Below are 20,759 nucleotides of genomic sequence, written 5' to 3'. Positions count from 1 at the left end.
AAAGCCCGGCGGCCCCTGGCTCACACCCGGCTGCCTCCGGCTCACGCCCGGCTGCCTGTCGGCCTGTCGGCCTGCGGGCCTGCGGGCCTGTGGCGCCACGCCCGGCCGTTCCTGGCCGACGCCCGGCTGACTGCGGCTGGCTGCGGCCGAAGCCCGCCCGGCCGTCCCTCACAGTGCCGCCAGCACCTCCTCGGCCACCCGCTCGCCGGAGCGCACCGCGCCGTCCATGAACCCGGTCCAGTACGTGGAGGTCTCGGTCCCCGCCCAGTGGATGCCGCCGACCGGCTTCCGCAGCGCGGCCCCGTACTCCGTCAGCACCCCCGGCGGCGCGTAGGCGACCGGGCCGCCGCGCGAGAAGCCCTCGTTGTCCCAGCGCTGGAGCACGAAGGCGGTGGGTGACTTGGCCTTGTCGCCGAAGTAGACGGCGTAGTCCTTCAGCACGGCCGCCTTGACCTCGTCCACGCTCGCCGCGTCGTACGCCCGCATCTCGTCGGCCTCGATGAAGCCCATCAGGGCGCCGTAGGAGGCGTCGGGGGGCGAGTTGTCGAACGTCGAGCGGACCACGCCCGAGTCGCTGACGACCTGGCCGTTGAGACCGGCCGCGCGCCAGAAGGGGGTGTCGTAGACGGCGATGGCCTTGCCGATCGAGCCCATCGGCATCCGCTGGGTGAGCTGGTCCCGGGCGGCCGGCAGCAGCGGGTCGTAGGCGATGCGGGCGGCCAGCGGCGGCGGCAGCGCGACGACGACCCGCTTCGCGGTCACCGTGATCCCGTCCGCGGTCACCGCGTATCCGGCGCCCGACCGGGCGATCGAGCGCACCGGCGCGCTCAGCACCACCCGGTCGCCGAGCGCGGCGGCCAGCTTCACCGGCACCTGCTGGGAGCCGCCGACGAAACGGGACTCCTGGGCGCCCTTCGCGGTGTCGGTGAGGCGCTCCAGGGTGCCGGCGGTGGACTCGTTGCCGGCGGCGGCGATGTAGTACAGGACGTAGAGCAGGGACAGCTCGCGGGGCTGCGCCGAGAAGATCGACGTGGTCGCCACGTCGAGGAGGAACTTGGCCGACGGGACGACGGCGTTGGCGTTCAGCCAGCTCTCGAAGGTCTGCCGGTCCCACTCGGCGGCCTTGGGCGCGGTCCAGGGCGCGTCGACGGGCACCTTCTTCGCCATGTCGTCGAGTGCGGCCTGCACGATCGCCGCGTTCGCGAGCCCGGCCGCGTCCACGGGCGGGACCGCGCCGAGCAGCCCGTCGGTGGCGTAGGGCGTCTTCGTGCCGTCCTTGTACAGCAGGTTCTTGCCGGTGTCGTAGGTGGGGAAGGTCGCCACGCCCAGCGAGTCGGCGAGCGCCCTGATCCGGTCCTGGGTGGGACCGATGAACTCCGCGCCGCCCTCCGTGACCCCGCCGCCCGGCAGCGGCAGGCCCACGATCCGGCCGCCGACCCGGTCGCGGGCCTCCAGCACGGCGACGGTGCTGCCGCCGGCCACCAGGTCGCGGGCCGCGGTCAGCCCGGCGAGCCCGCCGCCGACGACGCACACGTCCACGTCCACGTCCCGGCCGACCGCGGACGCCGTACCGACGGCCGCGGACGCCGTGCCGGCCGCGGTGCCGGTCAGGGTGACGGCGCCCGCCGCGGCGGCACCGCCGAGCAGGGAGCGCCGGGAGAGCCGGGAGAGTCGGGGAAGCTGTCTTTCACGTGCCACGTGCGTCCTCCGTCACGAGCGAGAGGTGGGTGGAGCCGGAACCCGAAAAGGTGAACAGCTCTCACATTCTGTCCCGGCCCGATGGCGTGGTACAGCTCCCGGACGGTATCTGACTGAGGAGTAAGTAAAGCCCCGGGCGGGACAGTTGACGGCCGGCCGGCCGGTCACGGGAACGGCGGCGGCCGGTGGTCGAATCCATGGCCGTGGTCCGCAGGCACCTCGCTGACGTCATCGATCGCGCTCGCCGGGAGGAAACCCCGACGATCACCACCCGCCGCGGCAAGCAGGAAGCCGTCGTGATCGACATCCAGGAGTACCGGCGCCTGCGTGAGGTCGCGGACAACGCCGAAGAGGCGTGGCTCAACCGGCTGGCGGATGAAGCCGAGTCCGAGGGTGTGGAGGGTGCGATCTCCCTCGAGGAGATGGCTGCCTTGCTGCGTGCCCAGCAGGACTGACCTCCTGACCCACGTCACGCGCTTCACGCCGCACGCACAGCGGGACATGCTCAAATTCCGCGCCAGGGCGCTCTCCGCATCCTGTACCGCCTCACTGGACTCCAGAGGGCGATGGACGCGGGAGACACCACCGCGTTGGACGTCGAAGCGCTCCAGGGGCGCAGCGCCCGGTGGCGGATCAGGGTCGGCGACCACCGCGTCGTCCACACCGTCGAGGACGGCCAGTTGATCGTGTGGGTCCTGGCCGTCGGCAACCGCCGCGACCTCTACCGTAAGGTCCCGTTGGCCCCGCGGGGAGCCGCGGGGGCCCGAGCCGCCGGTGTCAGACCGGGAGCCGGGAGGGCTGCCGGGCGGTGTCCCCGGCGACGGCCTTGGCGATCTTGACGGCGTCGAGGGCCATCTCGCGGAACATGCCGCTGATGGGGTTGGTGAAGCCGGTGAAGTACAGGCCGGGCGCGGTCTCGGGGCAGCGGCCGCCGTGCGTCACCGGCCTGCCGCGCGCGTCGAGCACGCCGAGGTGGCCGACGATGCCCTCCAGGGCGCGGACGTAGCCGGTGGCGGCGATCACGGCGTCCGGTGAGACGCGGCTGCCGTCGGCGAGGACGACCTCGTCCCGCTCGAAGGAGTCGACGGCGGCCACGACCTCGATACGGCCCTTGCGCACGGCGTCGACGAGACCGACGTCCAGGACCGGGATGGCCCCCTGCTTGACCCTGCTGTACAGCCCGGTGTCCGGGCGCGGCAGCCCGTGCGCCGTCAGGTCCGGCACGCTCAGCTTCGCCACCGGCCGCGCCAGCCGGTCGACGAGCCCGGTCGGCAGCCGCCGTACCAGCACGCTGGTGTACTGGGCGGGCCAGCCGGCCGTCGAGCGGCGCACGATGTGCGGGGCCGTCCGCACGGACAGCCGCACCCGCGAGGCACCGCCCTCCACCAGGTCGACGGCGATCTCGGCACCGGTGTTGCCGGAGCCGACGACGAGGACGTCACGGCCGGCGTACGGCTCGGCGTTGCGGTACCGCGACGCGTGCAGCAGCTCACCGCCGTACATGTCGCGGCCGGGCCAGTCGGGGATGCGCGGGGTGTGGTTGAAGCCGGTGGCGACGACCACCGCCGTGCCGGTCAGCTCGCGGCCGCCGGTGGCGTGCAGCAGCCAGCCGGCGCCGTCGGGGGTGCGCTCGATCCGGGACACCTCGACGCCGGTGACGATCTCCAGCTCGTGGTGCTCGGCGTACTTCTCCAGGTACCGCACCACGTCGTCGCGGGACACCCAGCGCCCGAACCGGCGCGGCATCGGCAGCCCCGGCAGCGCGGACAGGCGCCGGGTGGTGTGCAGGTGCAGACGGTCGTAGTGGCGCCGCCAGGACGCCCCGATCCGGTCGGACTTCTCCAGCACGACGGCGCGGATGCCCCGCGCACGCAGCGCGTACGCGACGGAGAGCCCGCCGGGCCCGCCCCCGACGACGTAGACGGGGTGACCCGCGGGGCTTGCGATCGGTGTGGAGTCGGCCATGAGCGCGAGCGTAACCACGCACCAGTTTGTTGGGTCTCGGTCAAGACCGGAATTGGTTGCGGATTGATCACGTGTGGGGGAGGAGTGGGTGGGACGTGTGGCGTGCTTCACGTGATTGTGGCCGTTCCGGGGATCCGGGGCGCGCCGAAGGCGGTGCCGCCGGGTTCTCGGATCGCCCGATCTGACGTACCGTCAGATACATGGACACGATCTGGCTCGACGGCGCCGAGTGGCTGGCCGTGCTGCGCGTCGGACTCGGCCTGTGGTGGCTGGAGAGCTGGCGGCACAAGGACAGGAAGGGCTGGTTCGAGCGCGGCACCGGCATCGCCTGGGCCGCGGACATCGCCGGGCGGCACCGCTGGAACGCCGTACGGTCCGGCTTCCGGGCCGTGGTCGCCCCACGGCCGCGGACCATGGCGTACGTCGTCGTGTACGCGGAACTGGCCCTGGGGCTCGGGCTGGTCGCCGGGTTCCTCACCCCGGTCGCGCTGGCCGGCGGCCTGGTCCTCAACGCGCTCTACTTCACGCTCATGATCCACGACTGGGCCGAGCAGGGGCAGAACGCCATGATGGCGCTGATCTCGGCCGTCGCGTTGTTCGGCATGGCGTGGCAGACCTGGTCGGTGGACAGCGCGCTGGGACTGTTCCGGTGACGGCCGCCCGCTTCGACGTCCCGGAGGCCGACCCGTTCACGCGGACGTACTGGGACGCGGCGGCCGAGGGGCGGCTGCTGATCCGCCGTTGCGGCGCGTGCGGGCGGGCCCACCACTACCCGCGCGAGTTCTGCCCGCACTGCTGGAGCGAGGACGTGACCTGGGAACCCGCGAGCGGCCGCGCGACGCTCTACACCTGGTCCGTCGTCCACCGCAACGACCTGCCCCCCTTCGGTGCCCGCACGCCCTACGTCGCCGCCGTCGTGGACCTCGCCGAGGGGCCGCGGATGATGACCGAGGTCGTCGAGTGCGCCGCGGACGGACTGCGGGCCGGCCTGGCCCTGGAGGCCGTGTTCCGGGACGGCGTACCGAGATTCCGGCCGCGCGGGGCGGCCGCGGCGGATTCAATGGACGGATGACCCACGCCGACCAGCCCCACGCCGACCGGTCCTTCGCCGGGCCGTTCCCCGTCCTGCACGGCCACGGTCTCCGGCTGCGCCCGTGGGACCCGGACTCCGACACCGACGTCGCCGCCTGGCTGCGCGGGCTCACCGACCCGGAGTTCGTGCGCTGGAACACCCCGCTCAGAACGGTGACGGACCTCGACAGCGCCCGTGAGTCGCTGCGCGCCAAGACGCGGGCCGCGGCGGAGGGCAGTGCGGCGTCGTACTGCGTCACCGACGCGGAGACCGGTACGCCGCTGGGCCACATCAGCGTCGAAGTCGTCCACCCCGCGATGCCCATCGCCCGCGTCGGCTACTGGGTGCTGCCCGAGGCCCGCGGGCGGGGCGTCGCCACCGGTGCCCTCACCGTGGCCGCCCGCTGGGCCCTGACCGGCCTCGGCCTGCACCGCCTCGAACTCGGCCACGCGGTCGGCCACGACGCCTCCTGCCGCGTCGCCGAACGCTGCGGCTTCCCGTACGAGGGCACCCTGCGCGGCGCGATGTTCGAGGCGAACCGCCGCGACGCGTTCCGGGACGTGCACCTGCACGGGCGTCTGGCGACGGATCCCGTGGTCGTAGCTCCTTGAGACACAGCGGACTACACCCGGCTACACTGAGTCCATGAAGACGATCACGCAGCGCGAGTTTCGGAATCACTCCGCCGCGGTCATGGATTCGGTGGAGGCGGGAGAGACCTACCACATCACCCGCAATGGCATAGAGGTCGCCGAACTGCGTCCGCTGGCTCGCCGACGTCGGCTCAGCGCCGACGAACTTGTGGCCAAGCACAAGAGGCTGCCACGGGTGGACCACGCGCAGATGCGTGCTGAGGCGGACGAGTTCTTCGGCGGCGAGGATCGCGTGGACGACGATCCGTGGGAGCGCCCGCGTGGCTGACCGGCACCCTGCGGGCGTTCTCGACACGTGCGCCTACATCGATCTGGACCTGCTGAGCCCGCAGAGCCTTCCCCTCATGCCCGAACTGACCGCCGTCACGTTCGCGGAACTGCAGCAAGGGGTGGCCATGGCGAGGGACCCGGCCGCTCGGGCGGCGCGCATGGAGAAGCTCGGTGCCGCGGTCGCCGACTTCGAGCCTCTGCCGTTCGACGGTGACGCTGCCTCCCGGTACGGCACCCTCGTCGCACTGACCCTCGCGGCCGACAGAGACCCTCGTCCGCACCGCATGGACTTGATGATCGCTGCGATCGCCTCGGTGAGGGGCATGCCGCTCTTCACGCGCAACGCAGCAGACTTCAAGGGCTTGGACAGCGCGGTCCTCGTCGTGCCCGTCTGACCGGGAAACCTCGATCCGGGCTCATGGCCACAGCAGCTCCTGCCCCCAACCTGCCTGTTTTCGACGGTAGTTCAGGCGGACGTGGCGGCGGTGTTCGTCGCCCTGGAAGAACTCCACGGTGTCCGGGCGCAGGTGGTACAGGGTCCAGGTCGGCACCGGGGCGTCCGGCTCCCGCCGGGCCCGGTCCCACGCCGCCTCCGACGCCCGCTCCAACTCCTCCACCGACCCCAGGACTTCGCTCTGGCGGCCGGTGAGGGCGGCGGCCAGGGCGCCCGTCGAGCGGGCGTGCAGGTCGCCCTGGGACTCCTCGGCCGGCGCGGCGGTGACCGGGCCGCGCACCCGCACCTGGCGGCCCAGCACCGGCCAGTAGAAGGCGAGCGCCGCGTACGGCCGGGCCGCGAGCTGTCCGCCCTTGTGGCTGGTCGCGTGCGTCGCGAACGACCAGCCGTCCGCGTCCGCGCGGTGCAGCATCACGATCCGCACGTCCGGGCGGCCCTCCGCGTCCGACGTCGCCAGCGACATCGTGTGCGGCTCCGCCTGCCCGGCCGCCACCGCTTCCGCGAACCACTCCGTGAACAGCGTCAGCGGCTCCGCGGGCGCGGCCGCCGGGTCGAACGGCCGCAACTCGGTCACCCGCGGGTCCCACACCCGCAACGACCTCAGCAGCCCGTGAAGATCCGATGCCATACGCCGAGTATCGCCCGGCGCACCCCCGGTGCTCCCGTCGGCGGTACGTTGGTCTCCGGGGCGCCGAGAGGGGGCGGGGGAGCTGCGACACCGGACCGGCCGGGCGGCGTGGGGGCATCTGCTCGCCGGGGTCCTTCTGCTGGGGACCCTCACCGCATGCTCCGGCGACGGGCCGACCGCGCTCTCCGCGCCCGAGGTCTTCTACCTCCGCGCGCACGGCGGCCAGAAGGTCTTCCCGCTCTCGGTCGACGGCGGCGGCAGCCCGTACGCCCGTCCCGGCACCCGGCGGCTGACCGTGGACGTCGCACCGGGGTCCGAGGACGTCGTCCGGCTGGACGGGAGCGGCCCGGACTGCGCGGGCGACGCCACCCACGTCACCTGCGACGTCGCGGGCACCGACCTCGGCGCGGCGGGCACCCGGGGGTTCGTGCCGCTCGCCGCGAAGGGCGGCAGGCCCGGCGACACCGGCTACCTCCGCTTCTCGTACGCGACGGAGGACGGCAGGAAGCTCACCGCCCGCACCCGGGTGGTCGTCGGGGAACCGGAGCTGAGACTGCTCACGGCCGCGCCGGTCGAGCGGGTCCGTCCGGGCGCCGGGATCACCTCGCCCGTCGTCGTCCGCAACACCGGTGACGTCCCGGCGCGGGGGCTCACCCTCGTCGTCGACTCCGGGGACCTGGAGTTCGCGCGGCGCTACGCCAACTGCCGGTATCCCGGCCTGCGGCACGGCCGCCAGGCGGTGTGCCGGTTCCCGGACCTGGTCGTCCCGCCCGGCGAGACGGTCGCCGTCCGGCCGGGGCTGCGGCTGCGGGCGTCGACGACGCGGATGTACGGGTCGTTCCGCCGGCAGGTGTGGCCGACGGACGCGGGCCCGGGGCAGTACCAGAACTTCTCCGCGGGCGGCGACCACGGCGACGGCCCGGCCCTGCGCGCCGCGCGGACCGACGCGGTGAAGGGCGCCTTCGCCGTGGACCAGGACTGGGTCTCCGTCTCCCTCGACACCCGAGCCGACTACGCGGTCACCGGCGCCCGCCTGCACGGCGCCCCCGGCGACCGGCGCACACTGCGCCTCACCGTCCGCAACGACGGACCCGGCGACCCGGGCCACGCCGCCCGGCTGGTGTTCACCCCGCCGCCGGGCACGACCGTGCTGAAGGAGCCCATGGAGCCGATCGACGAGGACGTGTACGCGCCGCACTGCCGCCACGGCGACTACGACTACGTCTGCGACGTGGGCGCCCTGGAACCCGGCTCGTCCCGCACCTTCGAGTTCACCGTGCGCCTCGGCGAGCCGGGCACCGGCAGCGTGCGCCTGACGGACGCCAGTCCGCGGACCGGCCGCCACGACCCCGACCCGTCCGACGACCGGGCCACGGTCACCGTCACCGGGTGACCCGGCTGGGCCGACCTGGCGCCCGGGAACCGTGAACGGGGGAGACGGGTCAAGCCGTGCCGCGGTCGAGTGATTCGTCAGACCGCATGCATGTCGCGGGGCCGCGGACCGTGATCCGTGATCTATCCATGGCTCGCGCGACGCATACCGGTGCGTCGTTTCCGGCGGAGTCAGAGGAGCGGGTCATGGACTCGACCGTGGCAAGCGGCGACGGGCAGGGGCTGCCCGAGAAGGTCAAGGGCTTGATGGGCGGGCTCACCGCCGACTTGATGGACCTGGTGAGCGTCCGGTCGGTCTACGAACCGGACCGCATGACGGACGTGCGGGAAGCCGCCGACCGCGCGGCGAAGCTGCTGGCGGGCGCGGGCCTGACCAAGGTCGAGCTGCTGGACATCAGCGGCACGACGGCCGACGCGGCGGCCTCGGACGGGCAGGCGGCCAAGGACGCGCCGCTGGTGTACGGCAGCTACCGGCGCCCGGAAGCGGCGGCCAAGGCGCCCACGGTGCTGCTGTACGCGCACTACGACGTGGTACCCACCGACGAGACCCAGTGGCCGGAGGCGTTCAAGCCGGAGAAGGACCCGGACACCAACCGGCTGAAGGGGCGCGGCGCGGCCGACGACAAGTCGGGCGTGATGATGCACGTCGGCACGTTGCGGGCCTTCGACGGCAAGCCTCCGGTGAACCTGACGGTGGTGCTGGAGGGCGAGGAGGAGTCCGGGCGGGGGTCGCTGGAGGCGTACATCCAGGCCCACCCCGAGAGGTTCAAGGCGGATGTGATCGTCATCGCGGACGGCGGGAACCACCGGCTGGGCGAGCCCACCCTCACCACCTCGCTGCGGGGCTTCGTGGCGATGAACGTGACGGTCACCACGCTGGAGCACGGCACCAAGCACAGCGGCATGTTCGGCGGCCCGGCGCCGGACGCCTTCATGGCGCTGGTGCGCATGCTGGCCCGTTTGCACGACAACGACGGCAACGTCGCCGTCCCCGGTCTGGTGACCGACGTGTGGGGCGGACTGCAGCCGTCCGAGGAGGAATTCCGCGCCGACGCCGGGGTGCTGAAGGAGACCAAGCTGATCGGCACCGGCACGCTCGGCAGCCGGCTCTACACCAAGCCGTCGATCAACGTGGTCGGTCTGACCTCCGAGCTCCCGCCGCACGACAAGCCGGTCAACCAGCTGATCGACACGGTCACGGCCCGGATCGGCATGCGGATCGCGCCCAGGGAGGACCCGAAGATCGCCGCGCAGCGGCTGCGGGAGTTCCTGGAGCGCGTCGACGTGAACCCCTGGCGGGCACGGGTGGACGTCTCGTACGACGCCGACCTCGGCCGGGGTTTCACCGCCGACGAGGACGTGCCGAACTACCAGGTCGCCAAGGAGGCCCTGGACAAGGCGTACCCCGGCAAGGCGACGCAGTACGCCGGGCAGGGCGCCTCCATCCCGCTGGTCAGCCTCCTGCAGGCGAACAACCCCGAGGCGGCGGTGCTGGTGCTCGGCTGCGAGGAGCCGCAGTGCCTCATCCACGCCCTGCACGAAAGCGTCAGCCTGGACGAGCTGGAGCGCATGACGCTCGCCCAGAGCTACCTGCTGGACCTGCTCGGCACGCTGGGGACACCGGTCGGAAGCGGCACCGACGACACCCGCGTGCCGGTGGCCACCTCGTCCTACTCCTGACCGCCGCCAGCTCCGCCCACCCACCCCGCCAGGAGCCGCACCATGACCGACCAGAGCACCACGACCCCCCGCCTGCGCTACGCCGAAGCCCTGGAGCGCTACCGGTCCGACTTCGACCTCTCCGACGCCTCCGGCACCGCGACCCTGGCCGCATGGTTCCTCGGTCCCAAGGCCGAGAACCAGTGGCTGCTGGAGGACCTGCTGCTGGAGGCGGTGCGCTCGCACGCCGCCGACCGCCGCGAGCTCTACCCGGACGACCCCGCCTACGTCACCGACGAGATGAAGGCGACGGACGCCTACGAGCAGGACGTCAAGCACCTGCGCGCCGAGTTCGACACCCTGCTGAAGTCCCTGCGCGGCTCGGTCCCCGCCTACAGCTACCGCTTCCAGGGGCACATGAACTGGGACCTGACCATCCCCGGCATCGTCGGCTACTTCGCCGCCATGCTGAGCAATCCCAACAACGTGGCCGCCGAGGCGTCACCGGTCACCACGCTGCTGGAGAAGGCGGTCGGCCAGGACCTGTGCCGGCTGCTGGGCTACCCGGTCGACAGCTCCTGGGGACACATCACCTGCGACGGCACCGTGGCCAACCTCGAAGCCGCGTGGTCGGCCCGCAACCTCACCTACCACCCGGTGGCCGTCGCCGAGGCGATCCGCCGGGAGCCCGACCTCGCCGTCGCCCGGAACCTGACCGTGCTCCTGCCCGACGGCAGCGAGCACCGGCTCCTCGACCTCACCCCCTGGCAGCTGGTCAACCTGCCGCCGCAGACGGTGCTGGACCTGCCGGCCAAGATGCGCGTCGCCTACCAGCTCACCGACGCCCAGCTGGCCCTCGTCAACAAGCACACGATCCAGCAGCTCGGCTACGACACCTTCCGCGCCTATCTCAAGGACGACGTCGCGCCCGGGGTGATCCTGGCACCGGCCACCATGCACTACTCCTGGCCCAAGGCGGCCGCCGTGCTCGGTATCGGCCGCGGCAACGTGCGGACCGTCGACGTGGACCTCGACGCGCGGGCCACCACGCAGGCGCGCCGCGAACTGCTGGACGACTGCCTGCGCAACCATCGGCCGGTGCTGCTGGACGTCGCCGTGATGGGCAGCACCGAGCTCAGCGCCGTCGACCCGCTGGCCGCCATCCTCGAACTGCGCGAGGAGTACGGCAGGAAGGGCCTGTGCTATCCGGTCCACGCCGACGCGGCCTGGGGCGGCTACTTCGCCGCCGTCAAGCGGCCGCCCCAGCTCGCGCCCGCCGGCTGGACCAGGGCACGGATCACCCCGGACCTGGCCATGAGCGACTACGTCAACGAGCAGTACGACGCGCTGCACCGGGCCGACTCCATCAGCATCGACCCCCACAAGGCCGGCTACATCCCGTATCCGGCCGGTGGCCTGTGCTACCGCGACAAGCGGCAACGGGACCAGGTCGCACTCGGCGCCGCCTACCTCGACCAGGGCGGGTTCGACGCCAGCGTGGGCTTCTTCGGCATCGAGGGCTCCAAACCGGGCGCCGCGGCGACCGGCGTCTACCTCAGCCACCGGGTCATCAGCAACGACGCCGCAGGCTACGGGCGCATCCTCGGCCAGGCGCTGTTCAACAGCAAGCGCCTCTACGCCGCCATCCGCACCATGGCCCGCCCCGACGACCCCTTCACCGTCACCGCCGTCCAGCGCCTGCCCGCCGAACGCGCCGGGGCCTCCCCGCAGGACATCGACCGGCAGATCGCCTACATCCGCGACCACATCGTGCCCAGGAGCAACGAGGAACTGCTCCAGGACCCGCAGGCCATGGAGCTGCTGAGCGAACTCGGCTCGGACCAGATCATCATCGGTTACGCCTTCAACCCCGTCGTCGACGGCCGGCCCAACACCGACCTGACGGTGGCCAACGAACTCAACCACCGCATCAACCAGCGGCTCAGCATCCTGCCGAGCACCGTCGAACCCCGGATCCCGCTGCCGGACGAGATGCCGCCCCTCATCCTCACCGGCTCCGAGTTCGACCCCGCCGTCTACGGCAGGCCCTTCGTCGACTGCCTCCGCACCAGGCTCGGCGTCCCCACCGGGACCGAGGCCGCCGACCGGGACCTGCCGGTCAAGTACCTGATCTCCACCACCATGGACCCCTGGATGACGGACACCGCCACCGGCGACTTCATCCCCCACCTCGTCGACGCACTGCGCAAGACGGTCGTGCGGTGCGTCGACGACATGCAGCGGGTTCTCTGACCCCCGTCCCGTCGAACAGGAGCCGCCGGCCACCCCCGGCGGCTCCGGCCGTTTCCGGCGGCTCCGGCCCCTCAGCGCTCCGGCCACGCCCGTCCGGCCGGGTACGGGAGAGCGGGCGGCACGAGCGCGACGTGACCCGCTCAGTCCCGGCCCAGCACCACCGTCCCCGACGAGCAGAACCAGCCCCCGGTGCCGGAGGCCACCCCCAGGCGGGGCGTGCCGCCGTCGCGGGCGCGCACCTGCCGGGCGCCGGCCTCGCCCCTGAGCTGCCGTACCGCCTCGACCAGGAGGAACAGGCCGCGCATGCCGGGGTGCTGGGCCGACAGACCGCCCCCGTCCGTGTTCACCGGCAGCTCCCCGCCCTCCACCCGGAGCCGCCCCTTCCCGACGAACGCCCCGCCCTCGCCCTTCGCGCAGAAGCCGAGGTCCTCCAGGGTCACCAGCGTCATGTACGTGAACGCGTCGTAGATCTCCGCGAAGTCCATCTCCCGCGGCCGCACCCCCGCCCGCCCGAACGCCAGCCGGCCGCTCACCGCCGCCGGGGAGACCGTGAAGTCGGGCCACTCGGACATCGCGGCGTGCGAGACGTGCTCCCCGGTGCCCAGCACCCACACCGGGGCGCCGCGGCAGTCCCGTACGTACTCCTCGGCCGCGAGCAGCACCGCCGCGCCCCCGTCGGAGCGGAGGCAGCAGTGCAGCTTGGTGAACGGGTCGGCGATCACCGGGCCGGACAGCACGTCGTCCGGCGTGATCGGGTCCCGGAACATCGCCTCCGGGTTCAGGGCCGCGTTGGCCCTCGCCTGTACCGCGACCGACGCCAGCTGCTCGACGGTCGTGCCGTATTCGATCATGTGGCGGCGGGCCGCCATGGCGTACTTGGCGATGAGCGTGTGGCCGTAGGGGACCTCGAACTGCAGCGGGCCGCGTGAGCCGAAGGACAGGTCGCCGGTCCGGCGGCCCGCCCGGACGTCGGCGCGGGCGGTCGAGCCGTAGGCCAGCAGGACGGCGTTGGCGTGGCCCGCGGCGATCGCGTCCGCCGCGTGGGCGGCCATGACCTCCCAGGTGGAACCGCCGACGGAGGTGGAGTCGACCCAGTTCGGGCGCAGGCCCAGGTACTCGGCGACCTCGACGGGGGCGAGCGTGCCCAGGCCCGCCGAGGCGAACCCGTCGACATGGCGGCGCTCCAGCCCGGCGTCCGCCAGCGCGCGGCGGGCCGCCTGCGCGTGCAGGGCGTAGGGGGTGGTGGCGTCGAGCCGCCCGCAGTCGGCGAGGGCCACGCCCACCACGGCGACGTTCCGGCTGCCGCGGGCCATCAGCGGTCTCCTCCCCCTGGGCATCTCGGTCCGGCCCTCCTAATATGACGGACCGTCAGATGCGAGGGGAAGAGGGAGGGGAGAGCCGTGGACGCACGCTTCACCGCGGAACAGGACGACATCCGCCGCACCCTGCGCGAACTGCTCCGCAAGCGGTGCCGGCCGGAGGATCTGCGCGCGGCCCTGGACACCCCCGCGGGCCACGATCCGCTGCTGTGGACCGCCCTCGCCGGCCGGCTCGGCCTGCCCGGCCTCGCGCTCCCCGAGGCCTACGGCGGGGCCGGCCGCGCGGTCACCGACCTCGCCCTGGCCTGCGAGGAGACCGGCCGGGCGCTCGCGCCCTCGCCGCTGACGGCCACCGCCGTCCTCGCCGCGCCGCTCCTGCTCGCCCTCGGCACCGCCGCTCAGCGCGCCCGGCTGCTGCCCCGCATCGCCTCCGGCGAGCTCACCGCCGCCCTCGCGGTGCCCGGCCCGCGCCTCGCCACCGCGCTCGCGCTGACCGGCGGCAACGGCGGCGACTGGGCCGGCGGCGGACGGGCCGGGGGCGTGCAGGCCAGGCGGACGGGGGAGGGCTGGCGGCTGTACGGGCAGGCCGAGCAGGTGCTCGACGGGCACAGCGCGGGCCTGCTGCTGGCCGCCGCGCACACCGGCGGCTTCGCCCGGTCGCGGATCCTGCTGTTCCTGGTGCGCGGGGACGCCGCCGGACTCGTCCGGGTACGGCAGACCGCCCTGGACGCGACCCGGCCGCAGGCCCGCCTGGAACTGCGGGACGTGGCGGCGGAGCTGCTGGGCGAGGACGGCGAGGGCAGCGAGGACGGCGAGGGCAGCGAGGGCAGCGAGGGCAGCGAGGGCGCGGCGGACGCGGGCGACGCGGTCCTCGCCGCCCTGGCCGCCGTCGGCGACACCGCCGCGGCCGTCCTGGCCTGCGAGGCCGTCGGGGCCGCCGACCGGGCGCTGGAGCGGACCGTGGAGTACGTGAAGCGGCGCGAGCCGTTCGGCCGGGCCATCGGCTCCTTCCAGGCGGTCAAGCACCGGCTGGCCGACGTGTACGTCCGGGTGCAGGCGGCGCGCTCGGCGGCGTACTACGCGGCCTGGGCCGCCGCGCACGGCGAGCGGGCCGGCGCTCTCGCCCTCGCGCAGGGGCTGGAGGCCCTGCGCGCCGCGGCCGCCGAGGGGATCCAGCTGCACGGCGGGATCGGCTTCACCTGGGAGGACGACGCGCACCTCTACTTCAAGCGGGCCTGGGGCGACGAACTGCTGTTCGGGCCGGTGCACCGGCTGCGGGCGCCCGCCGCCGACACGGCGCACCTCTTCGAGCACGGGCACGAGCAGGGACACGGGCACGAGCAGGGGCAGGGGCGGGTGACGGCGTGAGCGTCGAGCGGATCGTGCAGAGGGTGTCCGCCACCCGGGGCTTCGCCCGGGTGGCCCCGCACGTCGTCCCGCGGCTGGACCGGGCCGTCCACCGGCTCACCCGCGGCCGGGTGCTGCTCAGCGCGCTGATGCTGCCGGGCGTCGTGCTGACCGCGAGGGGCGCGCGCAGCGGTCTGCCCCGCCGTATTCCGCTCGCCTGCGTGCCGGAGGGCGGCGGACGCGGCTGGCTCCTCGTCGGCTCCAACTTCGGCCGCCCCGGCCACCCGGCATGGACGCACAACCTCCTCGCCCACCCGGACGCCGAGATCAGCTTCCGGGGCCGGGACATCCCGGTGACGGCACGGCTGCTGGAGGGGGAGGAGCGGGCGGCGGCCTGGCGGGCGGCGCTGGCCCTGTGGCCGCCGTACGCGGCCTACCAGGAGCGGGTGGAGCGGGAGATCCGGCTGTTCCGGCTGGCCAGGCGCGACGCGTAGCGCGGCCGCCCGCACAGCGAGGCAGGCGGCGGCTCACTCACGGTGAACCGCCGCCTGCCGGACAGGACTTATAGGGGCTATGGGAATGATGGTCGCTATGGGAACTGTGCCGAATATGGCGAATATGGTGAATATGGGGACTGTGGGACTGTGGGGACTGTAGGGATGCGGGAAATACGAGAAATGCGGGAACCGCGGGAAATTGTGGAAGCCGCGAGAATGCCGCGGTCTACCGCGTGGGCTTCCGGCCCGTCACGCCCAGGTGCACCAACAGCGCCAGGTTCGGCTTGAGTTCGGCCTGCTTGACGCCCCAGGAAGTGAACCCCTTCTGGTGCGAGGCGACGGCCGCCAGCATCGCCACCAGCGAACCCGCCACGGCGGCCGGGTTCACGTCCTTGTCGACGCGGCCCTTGGCCTGCAGCGCGGTGACGGCGTCCGCGAGGGAGTTGTTCACCGAGTTCAGGATCTTCATGCGGATCTTGTAGAACCGCTTGTCGCCCTCGGCCGCCCCGAGGTCGACGACGCGCAGGATCGCGTCGTGCTTGCGCCAGAACTCAAGAAAACCGTCGACGAGCTCCTGGGCCGTCTGCCAGCCCGCCTTGCCGGTCCATGAACGGCCCTCCAGCAGCTCGGTCAACCCGGCTCCCTCGGCGGCCATTTGCTCGGCGATCTCCAGGACGGCGCCCTCGACGTCCGGGAAGTACTGGTAAAAGGTCGCGGGCGACGTACCGGCCTTCCGGGCGACATCGATGACCTTGACGTCCCGGTAGGGGGAGGAGCTGAGCATCTCGCTGAGGCAGTCGAGCAGCTTCTGCCGGGTCGCCTGCCCACGCCGGCCGGCCACGCGGCCGTCGACGGTACGCACTTGTCCTGTCATGTCGTCAGCTTACCGAGGGGTGATGGGAGCGCGATTCGGCCGACTGCAAATGGGGTGCCCGGGTGATAAGAGACGGGTGCGCCTGGTCTGCGCGGTGCGTGCGTCGCCGCTACGTTTGCCGCATGGCCGAAAACAGGGCATCCGGATACGCAGAGGGCGTCCCGTGCTGGGTGGACGCCCAGCTTCCCGACGTCGAGGCGGGCAAGCGGTTCTACGGGGAACTCTTCGGGTGGACCTTCGAGGAGTCCTACGGGGCGTCCACCTGGGCGCTGAAGGACGGTGCCCCCGTCGCCGCGCTCGCGCCCAAGACGGACGGGCGCATGCCCACCGTCTGGACGGTGCACTTCGCCACCCCCGACGCGGAAGCCCTCGCCCGCCGCGTCCGGGACGCCGGCGGGCAGGTCGTCATCGTGCCCGTACCGGTCGGCGACCTGGGCACGACCGCGCTGGTCACCGACGCCGAGGGGGCCGTGTTCGGCCTGTGGCAGGCGGCCCGCCACGCCGGTTTCGGCAGGCGGCACGAGCCGGGCACCTTCGCCTGGGCGGAGCTGTACGCCCGCGACCCCGAGCGCGCCAACGCCTTCTACGGCGGCCTCTTCCACGACGCCCTGTTCGGCCCCGGCGCCCGGCCCGACTTCGGCCGCGCCGCCGTCTCCGACGTCTTCCCCGCCGAGATGCCGCCCCACTTCCTCGTCCACTTCGCGGTCGAGGACTGCGCGGACGCGCTGGAGGCGGTGCACCGGCTCGGCGGACGGGTGCAGGCGCCGCCGTTCTCCACCTCGTACGGGCTGGTCGCCGTCGTCACCGACAATCAGGGGGCGTCGTTCGCGCTGCTGCAGCGCTGACCGGCGGATTGCCGTCCGGTATCGACCGAGACACCCCGCTTCGACCCCGGGTTCGCAACCAGTGCCCCGGGCAGGAAGAATCGGGGTGCGTGCCGCCACGGCGGTGCGGTGGTGAGACGCTGCACTTCGGTCGCGTGAACATGTGGGTGGCGCGGCTCGTACGGGGAGGTGGCAGGCAAGTGGTGGATCAGCTGACGCAGCACGATCCGCGGAGGATCGGGCCTTTCGAGGTGCTGGGGCGGCTGGGCGCCGGCGGCATGGGGCTGGTCTATCTCGCGCGCTCGGCGTCCGGCCGGCGCGTGGCGATCAAGACGGTGCGCACGGAACTCGCCGAGGACCAGCTGTTCAGGGTGCGCTTCACGCGCGAGGTGGAGGCCGCGCGGGCGGTCTCCGGCTTCTACACGGCGGCCGTCGTCGACGCCGACCCCCGGGCGGCCGTGCCGTGGCTGGCCACCGCGTACGTCCCCGCGCCCTCCCTGGAGGAGATAGTCAACGAGTGCGGGCCGCTCCCGGCCCAGGCGGTGCGCTGGCTGGCCGCGGGCGTCGCCGAGGCGCTCCAGTCGATCCACGGCGCCGGCCTCGTCCACCGCGACCTGAAGCCCTCGAACGTCCTGGTCGTCGAGGACGGCCCGCGGGTGATCGACTTCGGCATCGCCTCCGGTGTCTCGAACACCCGTTTGACGATGACGAACGTCGCCGTCGGCACGCCCGCCTACATGTCCCCGGAGCAGGCCAAGGACTCCCGCAGCGTGACCGGCGCGAGCGACGTGTTCTCGCTCGGCTCGATGCTGGTGTTCGCCGCCACCGGGCACCCGCCCTACCACGGCGCCAACCCGGTCGAGACGGTGTTCATGCTGCTGCGTGAGGGCCCGGACCTGGAGGGCCTCCCGGACGAGCTGCGCCCGCTCATCGAGTCCTGCATGCAGATGGACGCCACCGCCCGGCCCAACCCGGCCGACCTCCAGGCCCAGCTCGCGCCCCACCTCTTCGGCTCCGGGTCCGACGACAGCGGCACCGCGTCCGCGTGGCTGCCCGAGCGGGCGGTCGGCCTGATCGAGGCCCGCCGCAACGGCCGCCCGGCGGCGAAGCCCGGACCGCCCGCCGGACGCGGCGGCGCACGGGTCGCCCCGGTACCGCCCCCGCCCCCGCACGACCCGGTGGTGCCCGCGCCGGTGGGCGCCCCGGACACCGGCCCCGTACGGCTGGCCGGCGCCCCGGTGCCGATCGGGCCCGGACCGCGGGTGTCCGACGTGCGGGCCGCCGCCGTGCAGGCGCCGCCCCCGGAGGCCGCCCTGGCCGCCACCTGGACCAAGGCCCGCCCCGGCGTGGGCGGCGCCGACCCCGCCGTGCCGGCGCCGCCGCCCGCGCCGCCGGAGACCTCGGCCGGCTGGCGCCCCTGGCGTTTCCGCATGTCGAACGACGTGTGGGGCACCCCGTCCGTCTTCGGCGACCTCGTCTACGTCACCTCCTTCGAGGTGCACGCCCTCGACGTGGCCACCGGCCGCCGCCGCTTCAAGACGCGGGACGTCGCCTGGTCGATGGCGGTCGCGGACGGCCGTATCCACGCCTCCGACGGGCCGACCCTGTTCGCCCTGGAGTGCCGGGAGGGCGCCGATCTGTGGCGGCTGAACACGGACGCCTGGGTGTACTCCCTGCACGCCGACCGCGGCACCGTCGTCACCGGCACCCGGGGCGGCGGCGTCCAGGCGTGGGAGGCCTCCACCGGGCAGAAGCTGTGGGAGCTCACCGGGGCGCAGACCGACTTCGAGACCCCGGAGGCCGGCCCCGCGGTGCACGAGGGCACGGTGTACGTCTGGCAGGACGCCCGGCTGCGCGCCCTCGACGCGCGCACCGGCGACGAGCGCTGGTCGTACCCGATCGGCGACGCGGCCTCCTGCGGCGGCGTCCCGCTGCGGCTGACGCACGCGCCGGACGGCTACGTGTACGTGTCGGCCGGCACCCGCGTGCTGGCCCTGGACGTGGCGGGCGGGCACGTCCGCTGGCACTTCGAGGCGCCGGCGGTCTTCCTGTGCCCGCCCGCCTTCGCGCCGGGCCCCGCGGTGACCGGCGGCGGCATCTACCTCGCCGACTACCTCGGCACCGTGTACGCCCTGGACGCCACCGACGGGCGCGACCGCTGGCGCATCGCCACCGAGTCCCGCACGTCGACCGAGCCGGTCCTGGTGGCCGCCGGACACGTGCACGTCGGCAGCGGCAAGGGGCTCTACACGCTGGACGCCGTCACCGGCACGCCCAAGTGGCGCTTCCAGGCGGGCGGCGACATCGTCGGCGCCCCGGCGGTGGCCGAGGGACGCATCCACTTCGGTTCGACGGACCACCTGCTGTACACCCTGAAGGCCGACGACGGGCGGCTGCGCTGGAAGCTGGCCACCGGCGGCGAGATCACCGGCTCCCCGGTCGTCAAGGACGGGGTGGTGTACGCGTGCAGCAAGGACCGGTGCGTGTACGCCCTGGACGCGGAGAAGGGCACGGGCACGGCGCGGACCACGTGACGCGGTGCGGGGCCGGGCGGGGAGTGGCGGCGACGGGCGTGCGGACCGCGTGAGGCGGTGCCGGGCGGCGCCCGGGGAAGGGACCGGCGCGGACCGTGTGACGCGGTGCGGGGCCGGGCGGGGAGTGGCGGCGACGGGCGTGCGGCCCGCGTGAGGCGGTGCCGGGCGGCGCCCGGGGAAGGGACCGGCGCGGACCCCGTGACGCGGTGCCGGGTGGTGACCGCGGTGCCCGGGGACGGCCGTCGTGCCGGGCGCACGGAAGGAATTCCGGACGGCGGCCGTCGCTGCCGGGAGCGGACCCGCGATGGCGTCGTCACCGCTCACGACCCGGACGCTACGCCCGGTGCACACCCCCCGCCACCGGAGACCCTCGCACCCCGCAGGGCCGCGCAGGCCCCGTAAGCCCCGCCGGCCGCGGCAGCCGACTGACGCCACGGGAGCCGCCCCGCCGGCCCCCCTGACCGGGTGCCCGGTTCGCCCGGTGACGGGGCCCGGTCGCCGGGAGGGCCCCGGGGCGGGTCAGCGCACGCGGTGGTCGCGGTGGCGCGCGGCGAACAGTTCCGCCTGCTGCCCGGGCGGGAGGTTGCCCAGGGCGATCAGATGGGGGGCCTGGGCGAATCCGGCGGCGAGTGCGGCCTCGCGGGCTGCCCACAGGGCCCGTACGGTGCCCTGCACGGCCGCGGCGGGATACCCGGCGATCACCGTCGCGCACGCGATGGCCGCCGCCGACGCACCGCCGGGCTCGGTGACCTCGGAGACCAGGCCGATCTCGTGGGCGCGGCGGGCGCCGATCCGCTCCGCCGTCCCCATGAGCATCATCCGCGCGACCTCCCCGTACGGCATCCGCTGCGCCAGCAGCACCGACTCGTAGGCGCTGACCATCCCGTACGTCGTGTGCGGGTCGAAGAACGTGGCCGTCGGATCGGCGACGACGAAGTCCGCCTCGCCCAGGAGGTAGAAGGCGCCGCCGCACGCCATGCCCCGCACGGCGGCGACGACCGGCTTCCACAGGTCGTTGGACTTGGGCCCGACGCGCAGCAGCGGATCGTCCGTCATGTAGGGCGAGTCCGGCTGCGGCACCACGGCGTCCCGGTCCAGCCCGGTGCAGAAGGCGCGCTCGCCGGCGCCGGTGAGGACGACGGCACGCACGGCGTCGTCGAAGCGCAGCCGGTGCCAGACCGAGCGCAGTTCGTCCCGCATCCGCAGGTCGATGGCGTTGAGCCGGCCGGGCCGGTCGAGCGTGACGACCGCGACACCGGTGTCCGCGTCGACCGACACGGTCACCGTGGTGGGTGCGGTGGGTGCGGTGGGTGCGGTGGG

The 20,759-nt window shown here is 73.6% G+C and carries 20 protein-coding genes; 14 read left to right on the top strand and 6 right to left on the bottom strand.

What is annotated here, in order from left to right:
* Nucleotides 1-168 precede the first annotated feature (168 nt).
* Entirely contained in the window at nucleotides 169-1,698 is a 1,530-nt protein-coding gene (locus VKA29_RS01985; protein ID WP_324783352.1) for an NAD(P)/FAD-dependent oxidoreductase, read from the bottom strand.
* 185 nt (nucleotides 1,699-1,883) lie between these two features.
* Here VKA29_RS01985 and VKA29_RS01980 point away from each other — a divergent pair, with 185 nt between their 5' ends.
* Both VKA29_RS01980 and VKA29_RS01975 read left to right on the top strand, forming a co-directional pair.
* Entirely contained in the window at nucleotides 1,884-2,153 is a 270-nt protein-coding gene (locus VKA29_RS01980) for a type II toxin-antitoxin system Phd/YefM family antitoxin (RefSeq protein ID WP_324783351.1), read from the top strand.
* A gap of 111 nt (nucleotides 2,154-2,264) precedes the next feature.
* Nucleotides 2,265-2,537 (top strand): type II toxin-antitoxin system RelE family toxin, encoded by a 273-nt coding sequence (locus tag VKA29_RS01975; protein ID WP_324783350.1) that lies wholly within the window; start codon nucleotides 2,265-2,267, stop codon nucleotides 2,535-2,537.
* Here the strand turns inward: VKA29_RS01975 and VKA29_RS01970 are convergent.
* The gene (locus VKA29_RS01970; protein WP_324783349.1) at nucleotides 2,476-3,663 is read right to left on the bottom strand and encodes an NAD(P)/FAD-dependent oxidoreductase; all 1,188 of its coding nucleotides are present in this window, start codon (nucleotides 3,661-3,663) and stop codon (nucleotides 2,476-2,478) included. The two genes, VKA29_RS01975 and VKA29_RS01970, sit on opposite strands and share 62 nt — an antisense overlap.
* Before the next feature lie 200 nt (nucleotides 3,664-3,863).
* On the opposite strand from VKA29_RS01970, the gene VKA29_RS01965 reads away from it, so the two are divergent.
* From VKA29_RS01965 to VKA29_RS01945, 5 genes are read left to right on the top strand one after another with little or no spacing between them, the layout of a single operon-like run.
* Nucleotides 3,864-4,316 carry a DoxX family protein gene (locus tag VKA29_RS01965; RefSeq protein ID WP_324783348.1) on the top strand — a complete coding sequence of 151 codons (453 nt, stop codon included), beginning with the start codon at nucleotides 3,864-3,866 and terminating at the stop codon, nucleotides 4,314-4,316.
* On the top strand, nucleotides 4,313-4,735 hold the full coding sequence (locus VKA29_RS01960) for a Zn-ribbon domain-containing OB-fold protein (RefSeq protein ID WP_324783347.1): 423 nt from the start codon (nucleotides 4,313-4,315) through the stop codon (nucleotides 4,733-4,735). Before VKA29_RS01965 ends, VKA29_RS01960 begins: the two co-directional genes overlap by 4 nt.
* Nucleotides 4,732-5,346, top strand: coding sequence for a GNAT family N-acetyltransferase (locus tag VKA29_RS01955; protein WP_324783346.1), 615 nt, complete (start codon nucleotides 4,732-4,734; stop codon nucleotides 5,344-5,346). The genes VKA29_RS01960 and VKA29_RS01955 overlap by 4 nt, the downstream gene beginning before the upstream one ends.
* Before the next feature lie 34 nt (nucleotides 5,347-5,380).
* A complete protein-coding gene (locus tag VKA29_RS01950; protein WP_324783345.1) occupies nucleotides 5,381-5,656 on the top strand; it encodes a type II toxin-antitoxin system prevent-host-death family antitoxin in 276 nt (91 codons plus the stop codon).
* Nucleotides 5,649-6,053, top strand: coding sequence for a type II toxin-antitoxin system VapC family toxin (locus VKA29_RS01945; protein ID WP_324783344.1), 405 nt, complete (start codon nucleotides 5,649-5,651; stop codon nucleotides 6,051-6,053). The genes VKA29_RS01950 and VKA29_RS01945 overlap by 8 nt, the downstream gene beginning before the upstream one ends.
* A gap of 21 nt (nucleotides 6,054-6,074) precedes the next feature.
* On the opposite strand, the gene VKA29_RS01940 is transcribed toward VKA29_RS01945, so the two are convergent.
* The gene (locus VKA29_RS01940; RefSeq protein ID WP_324783343.1) at nucleotides 6,075-6,740 is read right to left on the bottom strand and encodes a pyridoxal 5'-phosphate synthase; all 666 of its coding nucleotides are present in this window, start codon (nucleotides 6,738-6,740) and stop codon (nucleotides 6,075-6,077) included.
* A gap of 28 nt (nucleotides 6,741-6,768) precedes the next feature.
* Here VKA29_RS01940 and VKA29_RS01935 point away from each other — a divergent pair, with 28 nt between their 5' ends.
* The 3 genes from VKA29_RS01935 (at nucleotide 6,769) to VKA29_RS01925 (ending at nucleotide 12,044) form a co-directional block, all read left to right on the top strand.
* A complete protein-coding gene (locus VKA29_RS01935; RefSeq protein WP_324783342.1) occupies nucleotides 6,769-8,133 on the top strand; it encodes a hypothetical protein in 1,365 nt (454 codons plus the stop codon).
* 185 nt (nucleotides 8,134-8,318) lie between these two features.
* Complete coding sequence (locus tag VKA29_RS01930; RefSeq protein ID WP_324783341.1) at nucleotides 8,319-9,812, top strand: M20/M25/M40 family metallo-hydrolase; 1,494 nt, start codon at nucleotides 8,319-8,321, stop codon at nucleotides 9,810-9,812.
* A 42-nt stretch (nucleotides 9,813-9,854) separates the two neighbouring features.
* Entirely contained in the window at nucleotides 9,855-12,044 is a 2,190-nt protein-coding gene (locus tag VKA29_RS01925; RefSeq protein ID WP_324783340.1) for a pyridoxal phosphate-dependent decarboxylase family protein, read from the top strand.
* A gap of 140 nt (nucleotides 12,045-12,184) precedes the next feature.
* On the opposite strand, the gene VKA29_RS01920 is transcribed toward VKA29_RS01925, so the two are convergent.
* Nucleotides 12,185-13,357: a thiolase C-terminal domain-containing protein gene (locus VKA29_RS01920; RefSeq protein WP_324783339.1), complete on the bottom strand. Its 1,173-nt coding sequence runs from the start codon at nucleotides 13,355-13,357 to the stop codon at nucleotides 12,185-12,187.
* 87 nt (nucleotides 13,358-13,444) lie between these two features.
* Between VKA29_RS01920 and VKA29_RS01915 the strand changes: the two genes are divergently transcribed.
* Together VKA29_RS01915 and VKA29_RS01910 are read left to right on the top strand one after the other, a co-directional pair.
* Nucleotides 13,445-14,731, top strand: a complete 1,287-nt coding sequence (locus VKA29_RS01915) for an acyl-CoA dehydrogenase family protein (protein WP_324783338.1) — start codon at nucleotides 13,445-13,447, stop codon at nucleotides 14,729-14,731.
* Entirely contained in the window at nucleotides 14,728-15,204 is a 477-nt protein-coding gene (locus VKA29_RS01910) for a nitroreductase family deazaflavin-dependent oxidoreductase (protein ID WP_324783337.1), read from the top strand. Before VKA29_RS01915 ends, VKA29_RS01910 begins: the two co-directional genes overlap by 4 nt.
* Before the next feature lie 229 nt (nucleotides 15,205-15,433).
* Here the strand turns inward: VKA29_RS01910 and VKA29_RS01905 are convergent, their stop codons facing one another.
* Complete coding sequence (locus VKA29_RS01905) at nucleotides 15,434-16,069, bottom strand: TetR family transcriptional regulator (protein WP_324783573.1); 636 nt, start codon at nucleotides 16,067-16,069, stop codon at nucleotides 15,434-15,436.
* Between the two features lie 134 nt (nucleotides 16,070-16,203).
* On the opposite strand from VKA29_RS01905, the gene VKA29_RS01900 reads away from it, so the two are divergent.
* Together VKA29_RS01900 and VKA29_RS01895 are read left to right on the top strand one after the other, a co-directional pair.
* On the top strand, nucleotides 16,204-16,926 hold the full coding sequence (locus VKA29_RS01900) for a VOC family protein (RefSeq protein WP_324783336.1): 723 nt from the start codon (nucleotides 16,204-16,206) through the stop codon (nucleotides 16,924-16,926).
* Nucleotides 16,927-17,105: 179 nt separating this feature from the next.
* Entirely contained in the window at nucleotides 17,106-19,439 is a 2,334-nt protein-coding gene (locus VKA29_RS01895) for a PQQ-binding-like beta-propeller repeat protein (RefSeq protein WP_324783335.1), read from the top strand.
* 519 nt (nucleotides 19,440-19,958) lie between these two features.
* Here VKA29_RS01895 and VKA29_RS01890 read toward each other — a convergent pair.
* Nucleotides 19,959-20,723: an enoyl-CoA hydratase/isomerase family protein gene (locus tag VKA29_RS01890; protein ID WP_324783572.1), complete on the bottom strand. Its 765-nt coding sequence runs from the start codon at nucleotides 20,721-20,723 to the stop codon at nucleotides 19,959-19,961.
* Between the last annotated feature and the right edge of the window lie 36 nt (nucleotides 20,724-20,759).

Origin of the sequence: Streptomyces sp. H51 (genome assembly GCF_035656535.1) — a bacterium.
GTDB lineage: Bacteria > Actinomycetota > Actinomycetes > Streptomycetales > Streptomycetaceae > Streptomyces.
The sequence above is the reverse complement of the archived record's forward strand: the minus strand, read 5'-3'. Positions and strand labels throughout refer to the sequence as shown.

Coding starts and splice junctions, on each gene's coding strand:
- VKA29_RS01950 (WP_324783345.1), top strand. CDS start 5,381: ATGAAGACGATCACGCAGCGCGAGTTTCGGAATCACTCCGCCGCGGTC.
- VKA29_RS01920 (WP_324783339.1), bottom strand. CDS start 13,357: ATGGCCCGCGGCAGCCGGAACGTCGCCGTGGTGGGCGTGGCCCTCGCC.
- VKA29_RS01930 (WP_324783341.1), top strand. CDS start 8,319: ATGGACTCGACCGTGGCAAGCGGCGACGGGCAGGGGCTGCCCGAGAAG.
- VKA29_RS01975 (WP_324783350.1), top strand. CDS start 2,265: ATGGACGCGGGAGACACCACCGCGTTGGACGTCGAAGCGCTCCAGGGG.
- VKA29_RS01940 (WP_324783343.1), bottom strand. CDS start 6,740: ATGGCATCGGATCTTCACGGGCTGCTGAGGTCGTTGCGGGTGTGGGAC.
- VKA29_RS01900 (WP_324783336.1), top strand. CDS start 16,204: ATGGCCGAAAACAGGGCATCCGGATACGCAGAGGGCGTCCCGTGCTGG.
- VKA29_RS01970 (WP_324783349.1), bottom strand. CDS start 3,663: ATGGCCGACTCCACACCGATCGCAAGCCCCGCGGGTCACCCCGTCTAC.
- VKA29_RS01955 (WP_324783346.1), top strand. CDS start 4,732: ATGACCCACGCCGACCAGCCCCACGCCGACCGGTCCTTCGCCGGGCCG.
- VKA29_RS01925 (WP_324783340.1), top strand. CDS start 9,855: ATGACCGACCAGAGCACCACGACCCCCCGCCTGCGCTACGCCGAAGCC.
- VKA29_RS01965 (WP_324783348.1), top strand. CDS start 3,864: ATGGACACGATCTGGCTCGACGGCGCCGAGTGGCTGGCCGTGCTGCGC.